Source organism: Streptomyces sp. NPDC047081, from assembly GCF_040643775.1.
Taxonomy (GTDB): domain Bacteria; phylum Actinomycetota; class Actinomycetes; order Streptomycetales; family Streptomycetaceae; genus Streptomyces.
This window is the reverse complement of sequence record NZ_JBEYUY010000041.1, coordinates 15,990-28,739: the sequence shown is the minus strand read 5'-3', so window position 1 is coordinate 28,739 and position 12,750 is coordinate 15,990. Positions and strand designations below refer to the sequence as shown.

The following is a 12,750-nucleotide window of genomic DNA, read 5'->3' as shown; positions in this document are numbered from 1 at the left end:
CCTACCGCCCGCGCAGCCGGCGTACGAGGATGCTCGCGTCCCCGCGGGACTCCAGATCGGCGAGCACCACGGCGACCGCCTCGCGGACGATCCGCCCGCGGTCGACGGCGAGCCCGTGCTCGCCGCGGAGCACCAGGCGGGCGTGCTCCAGGTCCATCAGCTCCTCGGCGGAGACGTACACGGTGATCTTCTCGTCGTGCCGTTCCCGCCCGCTGGGGCGCCGGTTGGCGGCCCGTCCACGCTTGCCGCGCGCCTGGGCGTCCGGGCCGGCCGGGGCAGAACCTTCCTGCGCCGGCTGACGTCGTGCGGAGCGCTCCGCGGCCGCGGCCCGGCTGCGGGACTCGCCCGCGTCTGCCGCGTCCGGCTCCGCCGCCACATGCTCCGCGCCCTCGCCGTCGCCGCCCTGCGCGGGCACCGACTGCGGCGCGTCCTCGGACGCGCTCGCGGCCGGGTCGCTCTCCCCGGCGGGCGCGGGCACACGGGCTTCACCGTTGGCCCCCCGCCGCGGAGTGGACGGCTGGAGCGCCATTCCCCCTGTCGTACGGAAGAGTTCGTCGGCCCCCGGCAGACTCACTCGGCGTGACACCGGGCGAGCACCTCCCTGGCGAGCTGACGGTAGGCGGCGGCGCCGACGGAGTTGGAGGCGTACGTGGTGATCGGCTCACCGGCGACCGTGGTCTCCGGGAAGCGGACCGTGCGTCCGATGACCGTGTGGTAGACGTGGTCGTCGAACGCCTCGACCACACGGGCCAGCACCTCGCGGCTGTGGACCGTGCGCGAGTCGTACATCGTGGCGAGGATCCCGTCGAGCTCCAGCTCCGGGTTGAGCCGCTCCTGGACCTTCTCGATGGTCTCCGTCAGCAGCGCGACACCGCGAAGGGCGAAGAACTCGCACTCCAGAGGCACTATCACCTTGTGCGCGGCCGTCAGCGCGTTCACCGTGAGCAGGCCGAGCGAGGGCTGACAGTCGATCACGATGTAGTCGTAGTCGGCCATCAGCGGCTTCAGGGCGCGCTGCAGCGTCGACTCGCGGGCGACCTCGGAGACCAGCTGGACCTCCGCCGCCGACAGGTCGATGTTGCTCGGCAGCAGGTCCATGTTCGGGACCGCGGTCTTCAGGAGCACCTCGTCGGCCGCCATGCCCCGCTCCATGAGCAGGTTGTAGACGGTGAGGTCGAGCTCCATCGGGTTGACGCCGAGGCCCACCGACAGCGCGCCCTGCGGGTCGAAGTCCACGAGCAGCACGCGCCGGCCGTACTCCGCGAGCGCGGCACCCAGGTTGATGGTCGACGTGGTCTTGCCGACGCCGCCCTTCTGGTTGCACATCGCGATGATCTTCGCGGGGCCGTGGTCGGTCAGCGGGCCCGGGATCGGGAAGTACGGCAGCGGGCGCCCGGTCGGGCCGATGCGCTCACGGCGCTGGCGGGCAGCGTCGGGCGCGAGCGTGGCCGCGTACTCGGGATCGGGCTCGTACTCCGCGTCGGGGTCGTAGAAGTGCCCTTCGGGCAGTTCGTCGTAGTCGGCGAAGTGGTTGTGGGGCGCGCCACTTCCGTCGCCGGCCATGGCGTTCACGTGATGGCCATCCATGCTCTTGTGTGCTGTCCGGATCACCTGCGGACCCGGGCTCTGTCGGGCTGCGAAGGTGCGCACAGCAACGGAGCCGACAGCCTCGAACCCCGCGGGACCCTGGTCCCCTACCGGCGTTCCTGGTTGACCACCCCCGGGAGAAAATGTCGACTCATTCACAAGTCGTCTTACCTCCTTGGTGACCAGGAAACTTCTAGACAGGTCGGCGTGGCACCATGCCGACGGTTGGCGACTCTATGGCGTGTCGGGCGTCCGCAGCAACACAATCCGCCGGACCCGGCAGGATGTGTCGGCAATGAAACATCCCTCTGTCAAGGGCGTACGGCCGTCGCACGGCAGGTTTCACCGGTGCGCGAATCGACCAAAGGGTTACGTTCGAGGCGAGTTGACCGAGAGTCGCAAAGTGACCATACACACATCCGGCCGGACCTTGTGGGCAAGGTCCGGCCGCATGTGCATGGTTGACGCGCCTTGTTGACGTATCGCCTTTACGAAAAGGTGACTTAGCCGTTCGACGAGGTCACGGGCTCAGCCGAGCAGCGAGTCGAGCTCCACGTGCTCCAGGCCGTGCGCCTCCGCGACCTCGCGGTAAACGACCTTGCCGTCATGCGTGTTGAGGCCCTTCGCGAGCGCCGGGTCACGGCGCAGCGCCTCCACCCAGCCGCGGTTGGCGAGCTCGACGATGTACGGGAGCGTCGCGTTGGTGAGCGCGTAGGTGGACGTGTTGGGTACCGCGCCGGGCATGTTGGCGACGCAGTAGAAGACCGAGTCGTGCACCTGGAAGGTCGGCTCGGCGTGCGTGGTCGGACGGGAGTCCTCGAAGCAGCCGCCCTGGTCGATCGCGATGTCGACAAGGACACTTCCGGGCTTCATCCGGGCGACGAGCTCGTTGGTGACCAGCTTCGGGGCCTTGGCGCCCGGGATGAGGACCGCGCCGATGACGAGGTCGGCGTCCAGGACGGCCTTCTCCAGCTCGAAGGCGTTGGACATGATCGCCCGGACCTTGGTGCCGAAGACCTTGTCGGCCTCGCGGAGCTTGTTGATGTCGCGGTCGAGCAGCGTGACGTGGAAGCCCATGCCGACGGCGATCTGGGTGGCGTTCCAGCCGGAGACACCGCCGCCGATCACCACGGCGCGCGCGGGCTGGGTGCCGGGGACACCGCCGGGCAGCACACCGCGGCCGCCGACCGAGCGCATCAGGTGGTAGGCGCCGACCTGCGGGGCCAGCCGGCCCGCGACCTCGGACATCGGGGCGAGCAGCGGGAGCGCGCGGGAGGGCAGCTCGACGGTCTCGTACGCGATCGCCGTGGTGCCGGACTCGATGAGCGCGTCGGTGCACTCCTTGGAGGCGGCCAGGTGCAGGTAGGTGAAGAGCGTCTGGTCCTTGCGGAGGCGGTGGTACTCCTCGGCGATGGGCTCCTTGACCTTCAGCAGCAGGTCGGCGGTGGCCCACACCTCGTCGGCGGTCTCCAGGATCTTCGCGCCCGCCGACACGTACTCCTCGTCCGTGATCGACGAGCCGACACCGGCGTTGCGCTCGATGACGACCTGATGACCGTTGCGCACCAGCTCGTGCACACCGGCGGGGGTGATGGCCACCCGGAACTCGTTGTTCTTGACCTCGCGGGGGATGCCGACCTTCACGTCGATCACGGTCCTTGGCTCAGAGGGTGTGGGGCAATACAACACATACCCAGGCATGCCTGAGCACACCGGGAGACACCGCAGGAGAAGGTGCGGCAGAGCCAGTTTAATGAAGGTGTTCCCGCTGTCTAGCCTTTCATTGCATCAATCTTCAGCGGATGTACTACGGATTTCGCAGGCGTCAGCGTCTTGTTTCGCCTCATCGCCCGGTTCATCGCCCTGCTCGGGGTCCTCGCCGAGCAGCCGCTCGGCGGTGCCCCGGTGCAGCTGAGCGGCGGCGGGATCCCCGAGGTGCTCCAGCGTGTCGGCGAGCCGCAGCTGCAGCGCCGCCTGCAGCCGTACGTCCTCGGCGCGCCGCGCCCACTCCACGGCCTCGTGGCAGGTGCGCAGCGACTCCTCGGGCCGGCCGGCGTACTCCTGGACCCGCGCGAGCTCGCTCAACGCCCGTGCGTGGGCGGCCACATCGCCGTTCTTGCGGTGCCCGGCGACCGCGGCCTTCCAGTTCCGCAGCGCCTCGCCGTAGCGGCCCGCGTAGGTGTGCGCGGCGGCGATACGGCCGTACAGCCGGGCGGCCTCCGCGCGCTCGTCGCGGGCCAGCCGCTGGGCGAGGGCGCGGCCGAACCAGTCGGCGGCCCGGTCGTAGTCCCCGAGCTCCAGATGCGCACCGCCTACGGATTCCATTGCGCGGCCGGTTGCATACGGGTCATTCGCCTGGCGTCCGGCGTCCAATGCCGACCGATATCGCAGCAGTGCGTCCGCCGTGCGGCCGGTCTGGGCATCGAGGTCGCCCAGGTTCAGCAGCGCGGCGGCCTTCTCGCGGGGCAGCTTGCGGCGCTCGGCGACATCGAGGACGAGCCCGTGGATGCCGTACAGGTCGGGGGCCGCGGCCTGGGTGCCGAAGTGCGCGACCATGGCCCGCACCAGCTGGGACATCAGCCGTCGGGCCAGTGTGTCGAGCTCCCCGTCGGCCACCGCGAGCCGGGCCGACGCCAGCAGGGCGGGCCGGCGGACGCGCAGCCAGTCCTCGGCGGCCCGGGGGTTCGGGAAGCGCAGGGAGCGGGGCATGCCCTGGAGCTTCTCGCGGGCCTCGGGGTTGTCGGTCTCGGTGATCGCCCGGCACGACTGCAGCAGCCGTACCGTGCGCTCCAGCATCCGGGCGCGGGCCAGCTGGAGCTCGCCGGGGCGGTCCTGCGTCTCGGTGAGCGACTTGAGGAACGGGTACAGGCAGGCCGGGACCTCGTACTGCGGCAGCGGCGAGTCCACCGCCCGCAGCAGGCCGAGGGCGACGAAGTCGTCCAGGGTGGTCCGCGCGCCGTTCACCGAGCAGCCGGCCAGCGCGGAGGCCGTGTGCGGGTCGACCAGCCCGGCCGGGGCCAGGGAGAGCAGTCGCAGTATCCGGGCGGCCGTCGAGGGCAGCGCGCCGTAGGCGAGGCGGAAGACCCGGCTGAGCGGGGTGCCGTCGTCGCCCTCCGCGTGCAGGCGCTTGGCGAGGTCGGCGACGGCCGCCTTCGGGCGGGCGGCGAGCCAGCCGCCGGCCAGGGTCAGCGCGGCGGGCTGGGCCTGGCACTCCTCGACCAGGCCCTCGGCGGCCCGCGGGTCCACGGTGATGCGGACCGAGCCGGTGTACCGGGTGAGCAGTTCCAGCGCCGACTTGGTGTCGAGGCCGCCGAGGGTGCACGGGCGGACGTCGGAGATGCCGGTGAGCGGGCCGCAGGAGACGGCGACGACGAGGCAGTCCGGGGTGTCGGGCAGCAGCGCGTCGACCTGCTCGGCGTCGGTCGCGTCGTCGAGCAGGACCAGCATCCGGCGGTCGGCCAGGGCCGCGCGCAGCGCCTCGGCGAGGTCGTCCTCGGCGGCTCCGGCCGGGGCCGGCCGGTCGAGGGCACCGAGCAGTTCACGGGCGGCGCGCTCGGTCGGTACGGGTGTGCCGTCCGGCTCGCTCAGCCGGGCCCGCAGCACCCCGTCCTCGTAACCGTCCGCGACCTGCCGTACGAGCTCCTCGGCGAGGGCGGTGCGGCCGGAGCCGGGGCGGCCCGCGATGAGCAGTACGCGCGCGCGTGGCGGCTTCTTTCCGGACAGGGTGTCCAGGCCCGCGCGCTCGATGTCGGCGCGCAGCTCCTTCAACTCCCGTGTCCGGCCCAGGAACTGACTGCCCGCCACAGCGTGCCCCGACAGCCGTACGCCGCCTGTGTCCACCGCCTGATCCGTCACGGGCCACGCTCCCGTCCCACCGCACGAGCAAGCCCGCCGGGACTCCGGTACCGGGCGATTACAGAGCCTAGTTCACGCTCTGCAACGTTCCTGGTGGAGCGCGGCGGGCAGGTCCCTCGATCGGATCAGCCGATGGTCACACCGGCACGCGGAAGGAGGCGTTCAGGACTCGAACGGACGCGCCGGCCACTCCGCGTCCGCCGGACGAAGCGTGTCCAAACCGCCGGAGGCCTGCGCGGCGACGAGCGAAAGGACGCCCACCACGAGGCAGTTGTTGTGCAGCTCGCCCGCGAGGACGCCCCGGACGAGCTCGTCGACCGGCACGCGCGCGTACTCCAGGTCGATCTCCTCGTCCTCGACCGCGAAGCGCTCGCCCTCGGCCTCGGACAGGTCGCGGGCCAGGAAGATGCGCACGGCCTCGTCGCAGCCGCCGGGCGTGGTGTAGACGTCGGTCAGCACCCGCCAGTCCTCGGCCTTGACGTGCGCCTCCTCGTACAGTTCTCGCTGGGCGGCGTGCAGCGGGTTCTCACCGGGCACGTCGAGCAGGCCGGCCGGGATCTCCCACAGCTTCTGGCGCACGGGGTGGCGGTACTGGCGGATCAGCAGGACGCGGCCGGCGTCGTCGAGGGCGAGCACGGCGACCGAGCCGGGGTGGACCTGGTAGTCGCGGCGGACGACCGACCCGTCGGGCATGACCACGTCGTCGGTCCGGACGGAGGTCTTGTTGCCCCGGAAGGGGGTCTCCGTGGCCCGGATCTCCCACTCCTGCGGGGTGTCCTTGATCGTCATGCCCTGTCCCTCCACGTGCGCAAAAGAAGCCGGGGCGCACACCTTTTGAATGCGCGAGCCCCGGCCACCGTACAACTGTCGTGCTAGTTGGAACTCTTCGGCGCTTCCTGGGCCTGCTGACGCTCCACGGCGGCCTTGACCAGGCCGGCGAAGAGCGGGTGCGGCCGGGTCGGGCGCGAGCGCAGCTCCGGGTGCGCCTGGGTGGCGACCAGGTAAGGGTGCACCTCGCGCGGGTACTCCACGTACTCCACGAGCTTGCCGTCGGGCGAAGTGCCGGAGAACACGATGCCGGCCTTCTTCTCCAGCTCCGCGCGGTAGGCGTTGTTCACCTCGTACCGGTGACGGTGCCGCTCCTCGACGTACTCCTTGCCGTCGTACACCTCGCGCACGATCGAGCCCTCGGCCAGCTTGGCGGGGTACATGCCCAGGCGCATCGTGCCGCCCATGTCGCCCTCGCCGGCGACGATGTCGAGCTGCTCGGCCATGGTGGAGATGACCGGGTGGCCGGTGGCGGAGTCGAACTCGGTGGAGTTGGCGTCGGTGATGCCGGCCAGGTTGCGCGCGGCCTCGATCACGATGCACTGCAGGCCCAGGCAGAGGCCGAGCAGCGGGATCCTGTTCTCGCGGGCGTACTTGATCGCGCCGACCTTGCCGAGCACACCGCGGTCGCCGAAGCCGCCCGGGATGCAGATGCCGTCGACGTCGGCGAGCTGCGCCGCGGCACCGGCCGGGGTCTTGCAGTCGTCGGAGGTGACCCACTTGATCTTCACGCGGGCCCGGTTGGCGAAGCCGCCGGCGCGCAGCGCCTCGGTGACCGAGAGGTAGGCGTCGGGCAGGTCGATGTACTTGCCGACCAGGGCGAGGGTGATCTCGTGGTCGGGCTTGTGGACGCGGTCGAGCAGGTCGTCCCAGGTCGTCCAGTCCACGTCACGGAACGGCAGGTCCAGCTTGCGGACGACGTAGGCGTCCAGGCCCTCGCCGTGCACGGTCTTCGGGATGTCGTAGATCGAGCGGGCGTCGGGGCAGGCGACCACGGCGGCCTCGTCGACGTCGCACATCAGGGAGATCTTGCGCTTGATCGCGGTGGGCACCTCGCGGTCGCAGCGCAGCACGATGGCGTCCGGCTGGATACCGATGTTGCGCAGGGCCGCAACCGAGTGCTGGGTCGGCTTCGTCTTCAGCTCTCCCGACGGGCCGATGTACGGGAGGAGGGAGATGTGGACCACGAACACGTTGTCCCGGCCGACCTCGTGCCGGACCTGGCGGACCGTCTCCAGGAACGGCAGCGACTCGATGTCGCCGACCGTGCCGCCGACCTCGGTGATGACGACGTCGACCTCGTCGGTGGCCATGCGGCGGATGCGGTGCTTGATCTCGTTGGTGATGTGCGGGATGACCTGCACGGTGTCGCCGAGGTACTCGCCGCGCCGCTCCTTGGCGATCACCGTCGAGTACACCTGACCGGTGGTGACGTTGGCGGAGCCGTCCAGGTCGCGGTCGAGGAAGCGCTCGTAGTGGCCGATGTCCAGGTCGGTCTCGGCGCCGTCGTTGGTGACGAACACCTCGCCGTGCTGGAAGGGGTTCATCGTGCCCGGGTCGACGTTCAGGTACGGGTCGAGCTTCTGCATGACGACGCGCAGGCCGCGGGCCTTGAGCAGCATTCCGAGGCTGGAGGCCGTGAGGCCCTTGCCGAGCGAGGAGGCGACACCCCCGGTGACGAAGATGTGCTTGGTCGTCGTAGATTTCGGCGGCATGGCCAAGAGGGGGCTCCCGTGGTCGCGGTCTGGGGTGCGGTTCCGGGGTTTTCTCGCCCACCGGTCCACGGGCTACCAGGGTATCAGCGACGAGGACCGATGGCTTCCGGCCACGCTCTGCGCACACGTCGACACGATCCCGCACGACCTCGCCGGTTTCTCACCCGGCGCTCACCCGATCGGCCGATCCGGGTTGCCCGGAGCGGCACACAGATCATCTACGTGCGTCGTATCCTGCTCGGACACTCGCTGCCGAGCCCGGCCGGGTACACGTCACCACCCCCGCACGTGATGACCGGAACAACGAGAGCTCGTCAGTTCGTTGAGCATCAATTGTCGTTTTGCCACACGGCCAGGACGACTGCTTTGCTTCACCGCTCAACGACGCATTACAACGACCCCTTGACCGCACTAGCGACAGCCCCCCGTTTTCCTGGGGGGTGACGTGGCCGTTCGACTGGAGTTGCACGTGGCCGGGCGCATCGAAGACTACGCACTCATCGGAGACATGCAGACCGCAGCATTGGTCTGCCGGGACGGCACAGTGGACTGGCTGTGCCTGCCCCGCTTCGACTCGCATGCCATCTTCGCCGGTCTGCTGGGCACCGAGGAACACGGCTTCTGGCGCCTGGGCCCCGCCCACGCCTCCGACGCCCAGCCCCCGACGGCGGCCCGCCGCACCTACCGCGGCGACTCGCTGATCCTGGAGTCGGAGTGGGACACCCCGCGCGGCACGGTCCGGGTGACCGATTTCATGCCCCCGCGTGACGGCGCCCCCCAGCTGATCCGCATCGTCGAGGGCGTCTCGGGCCGCGTCCCGATGCGCTCGGCCCTGCGCATGCGTTTCTCGTACGGCCGTGTCGTGCCGTGGGTGCACAAGCACGACGGCCGCACGGTCGCCGTCGCGGGCCCCGACTCCGTGTGGTTCGACACGGACTGCGAGACCTACGGCAAGTCGCTGACGACGTACTCGGACTTCACCGTCGCCCCGGGTGACCGGATCGCGTTCACGATCTCCTGGGAACCCTCGCACAAGCAGCCGCCCGCGCTGCCGGAGCCCGAGGCCTCGCTCCAGGCGACGGAGGACTTCTGGCGCGAGTGGGTCGAGCACTGCACGTACCACGGCCCGTACCGCGAGGCCGTCATCCGCTCGCTGATCACGCTCAAGGCCCTGACGTACGCGCCGACCGGCGGCATCGTCGCCGCCCCGACGACCTCCCTCCCGGAGGACATCGGCGGCGTCCGCAACTGGGACTACCGCTACACCTGGCTCCGCGACGCGGCCATCACCCTCTCCTCCCTCCTGCGCACCGGCTACCGCGAGGAGGCCCGCGCCTGGCGCGAGTGGCTGCTGCGCGCGGTCGCAGGCGACCCCGAGAACCTGCAGATCATGTACGGCATCGCGGGCGAGCGCGAGCTGGGCGAGGCGGAGCTGGACTGGCTGCCCGGCTACGAGAACTCGGCGCCGGTGCGTGTCGGCAACGGCGCGGCCCACCAGCTCCAGCTCGACGTGTACGGCGAGGTCACCGAGGCCCTGCACCTCGGTCACATGACGGGCCTGGCCCGCAGCGACTACGCCTCCCTGCTCCAGCTCAAGCTGATCCGCTACCTGGAGCAGCACTGGGACGAGCCGGACGAGGGCATCTGGGAGGTGCGCGGCCCCCGCCGCCACTTCGTGCACTCCAAGGTCATGGCCTGGGTCGCCGTCGACCGCACGATCAAGCTCATCGAGTCCGGCGACGCGGACGGCCCGCTGGAGCGCTGGCGCGAGCTGCGGGACGACATCCACCGGGACGTGTGTGAGAAGGGTTACGACAAGGAGCGCAACACCTTCACGCAGTCGTACGGCTCGAAGGAACTGGACGCCTCCCTGCTGCTGATCCCGCAGATGGGCTTCCTGCCGCCCGACGACAAGCGCGTCATCGGCACCATCGAGGCGATCCAGCGCGAGCTGTCGACCCCCGACGGCTTCATCCTGCGCTACCCGACGGAGGGTTCCAGCGAGGGCGTCGACGGCCTCCCCGGTGACGAAGGGGCCTTCCTGGCCTGCTCGTTCTGGATGGCGGACGACCTCGCGATGATCGGCCGCGTGGACGAGGCCCGCAAGCTCTTCGAGAAGCTCCTCGACCTGCGCAACGACCTCGGCCTGCTCGCCGAGGAGTGGGACCCGCGTCTCAAGCGCCAGGTCGGCAACTTCCCGCAGGCCTTCAGCCACGTCCCGCTCATCGACACGGCCCTGCGCCTGACGGCGTCCGGGGCCTACGGCGGCTGACCCTTACGGATCGGTGACGTACGGCGGCTGAACAGGACCGCCGTACCCCGCCCGCCTACGCTGGAAGCGTCCCATTTGCCCCTTTCGGAAAGGGGGCGGCCATGGCTTCCCTCTCGAAGGCGGGCGCGGCCCTCACCGCGCTGCGCGAGGATCTGGTCGGCGACGTGTTCGCCCCGGGGGACGCGGGCTACGACGAGGCCCGGATCGTCTTCAACGCGATGATCGACCGGCGTCCGGCGGTGATCGCGCAGTGCGTGAACGAGGAGGACGTCGTACGGGCGGTCCGCTTCGCCCGCGAGCTCGACCTGCCGGTCGCGGTGCGCGGCGGCGGGCACAGCGTGGCGGGCATGGCGCTCAACGACGGCGGTGTCGTGGTCGACCTGCGCCACATGCGCGCGACGACCGTCGATCCCGCCGCCCGTACGGTACGGGTCGCGGGCGGCGCCACGATGAGCGAGCTGGACCGCGCGACCGCGCCGCACGGCCTCGCCACCACCGGCGGCCGGGCCTCCACGACCGGCGTCGGCGGCTATGTCCTCGGCGGCGGCACGGGCTGGCTGGACCGCTCCCTCGGGCTCGCCGTAGACAACCTGCTCAACGTCGAGCTGATCACCGCGGACGGCACGCGCGTGCGTGCGGACGCCGACGAGAACCCGGAGCTCTTCTGGGCCTTGCACGGCGGCGGAGGCAACTTCGGCATCGCGACGTCGCTCACCCTGAAGCTCCACCCGCTCCCCGCGTTCTCCATCGCGCTGGTGCTGTACCAGCCCGAGTACGGCCGCGAGGTCGTCCGCATCTACCGGGAGGTCATCGAGGCGGGCCCGGCGGAGGCGAGCGGCGGGGTCCTGTACGTCACCGGGCCGCCGGAGGAGTTCGTACCGCCGCACCTGGTCGGGAAGTTGATGTGCGGTGCGCTGGTGGCGTACGCCGGCACCGAGGAGGATCTGCGCAAGACGGCCGAGCCGCTGCTCGCGCTGCCGCACGAGGGCGAGATCGTCAGCGCGATCCCGTACGCCGACTTCCAGACGATGTTCGACGACCCGCCGGGCATGCGGAACCACTGGTCGGCCGAGTACCTGACGGGCCTGCCCGACGACCTCGTGGAGGCCTTCTGCGCCCGCGCGGACTCGCTCCCGGTACAGACCGGCACCCAGCACGTCCTGTTCCCGCAGGGCGGCGCGATCGCGGCCGGCCCGCACGAGTACCCGGTCCCGTACCGCGACGCCCCCTGGGCGGTCCATCCCTTCGCCATGTGGGAGGACCCGGCGGACGACGAGCGCTGCGAACAGTGGGTCCGCGGTGTCCGGGACGACGTACGCCCGTGGAGCACCGGCGCGACCTACCTCAACTTCATCGGCGACGAGGGCGAGGAACGGGTGGTCGCGGGTCTGGGCGCGGAGAACACGGCGCGGCTGGGCGCGGTGAAGCGGCGGTACGACCCGGACAACGTGTTCCGCTTCAACCACAACATCAAGCCGGCGTGAGGGGCCGGGGGCGGGTCGGGAGCGGGGGGCGTCAGGTCGCCGTCGGCCTCAGTGCCGTCAGTGTCCGCTCCCCCGCCCGGTCTCCCGCCGTCGCCGGGACCAGGGCGATCTCGTCCAGCCCGGCCTCGGCGTAGTCAGCGGCACGCGCGCGTACCGTGGCGAGGTCGCCGACCAGGCCGACCGTGGTGGCCGCTTCCGGTGGCAGGGCGCGGACCAGCGTGGCGCGGTCGGCGCCGGACGCGGCCAGTTCCACGGCCTCCGTGAAGCCCGCCTCGGCGAACACCTCGCGGTAGCCCGGCACGGTCAGATAGCCGGCGATGCTGCCCAGGACCTGGGCGAGGGACTCGGGGCCGGGATCGACGGCGGCCGGCAGCCACGCGGCGAGCGTGGGAGGCGTACGGCCCACCCGCGCCGCCGCCGCGTCCAGCTTGGCCCGCAGTTCGCGCACCTGCTCCGGCGAGACCACGTCCAGCAGCATGCGGTCGGCATGCGCGGCCGCCGTGGCGATCGCGCGGTCGCCGAACGCGGCCACGGTGAGCGGGCCGCCCGGCGGCGGCAGCCGGCGCCGGAAGACGCTGCCGGGGACGACCGGTTCGCCCTCCTCCCCGTGCAGCAGAGCCCGTACGGCCGCCGCGGACTCCTCCAGTACGGCGGCGGGCCGCACCCTGGGCCGTCCGTGCACGCCCTCGACGACGCGCTTGCTGGAGGTGCCCAGCGCCACACCGGCGGGCCGCCCGGTCAGGGCCGCGACCGAGGCGGCACCCCGGGCGACGGTGTACGCGTCCCGCACCGACACCGGCACGGGTCCCGCCGTCAGCGCGACCCGCTCGGTGGCCCGCCCGATGGCCGCCGCGAGGACGAAGGAGTCCCACGTCGGCCCCTCCCCCGCCCACACCTCGCGATATCCCAGCCGATCGGCGGCCACCGCCACCCGCAACGGCTCCTCGACCGGACTCTCGTCCTCCCGCGCCACGGCGACCACAGTGAACTCCATACCGGGCCGCTACCC

General features: G+C 71.2%; 9 protein-coding genes. 2 read left to right on the top strand and 7 right to left on the bottom strand.

The window, feature by feature from the left end; genetic code table 11:
* Position 1: 1 nt before the first annotated feature.
* The 6 genes from ABZ848_RS44600 to ABZ848_RS44575 all read right to left on the bottom strand — a co-directional run bounded on the left by ABZ848_RS44600 (position 2) and on the right by ABZ848_RS44575 (position 7,985).
* Complete coding sequence (locus tag ABZ848_RS44600; protein ID WP_360841413.1) at positions 2-586, bottom strand: hypothetical protein; 585 nt, start codon at positions 584-586, stop codon at positions 2-4.
* Complete coding sequence (locus ABZ848_RS44595; RefSeq protein ID WP_242769569.1) at positions 571-1,746, bottom strand: ParA family protein; 1,176 nt, start codon at positions 1,744-1,746, stop codon at positions 571-573. The genes ABZ848_RS44600 and ABZ848_RS44595 overlap by 16 nt, the downstream gene beginning before the upstream one ends.
* A 369-nt stretch (positions 1,747-2,115) precedes the next feature.
* Positions 2,116-3,231 (bottom strand): alanine dehydrogenase, encoded by a 1,116-nt coding sequence (ald, locus tag ABZ848_RS44590; protein WP_360841501.1) that lies wholly within the window; start codon positions 3,229-3,231, stop codon positions 2,116-2,118.
* A gap of 144 nt (positions 3,232-3,375) precedes the next feature.
* Positions 3,376-5,442 (bottom strand): tetratricopeptide repeat protein, encoded by a 2,067-nt coding sequence (locus ABZ848_RS44585; protein WP_360841411.1) that lies wholly within the window; start codon positions 5,440-5,442, stop codon positions 3,376-3,378.
* A 162-nt stretch (positions 5,443-5,604) separates the two neighbouring features.
* Positions 5,605-6,231, bottom strand: a complete 627-nt coding sequence (locus ABZ848_RS44580) for an NUDIX hydrolase (RefSeq protein WP_360841410.1) — start codon at positions 6,229-6,231, stop codon at positions 5,605-5,607.
* A gap of 83 nt (positions 6,232-6,314) precedes the next feature.
* On the bottom strand, positions 6,315-7,985 hold the full coding sequence (locus ABZ848_RS44575; RefSeq protein ID WP_360841409.1) for a CTP synthase: 1,671 nt from the start codon (positions 7,983-7,985) through the stop codon (positions 6,315-6,317).
* Between the two features lie 469 nt (positions 7,986-8,454).
* Here ABZ848_RS44575 and ABZ848_RS44570 point away from each other — a divergent pair, with 469 nt between their 5' ends.
* On the top strand, positions 8,455-10,257 hold the full coding sequence (locus ABZ848_RS44570; RefSeq protein ID WP_360841500.1) for a glycoside hydrolase family 15 protein: 1,803 nt from the start codon (positions 8,455-8,457) through the stop codon (positions 10,255-10,257).
* 101 nt (positions 10,258-10,358) lie between these two features.
* On the top strand, positions 10,359-11,741 hold the full coding sequence (locus ABZ848_RS44565) for an FAD-binding oxidoreductase (protein ID WP_360841408.1): 1,383 nt from the start codon (positions 10,359-10,361) through the stop codon (positions 11,739-11,741).
* 31 nt (positions 11,742-11,772) lie between these two features.
* Here ABZ848_RS44565 and ABZ848_RS44560 read toward each other — a convergent pair whose 3' ends face one another.
* Positions 11,773-12,735: an LLM class F420-dependent oxidoreductase gene (locus ABZ848_RS44560; RefSeq protein WP_360841406.1), complete on the bottom strand. Its 963-nt coding sequence runs from the start codon at positions 12,733-12,735 to the stop codon at positions 11,773-11,775.
* Positions 12,736-12,750: the final 15 nt, after the last annotated feature.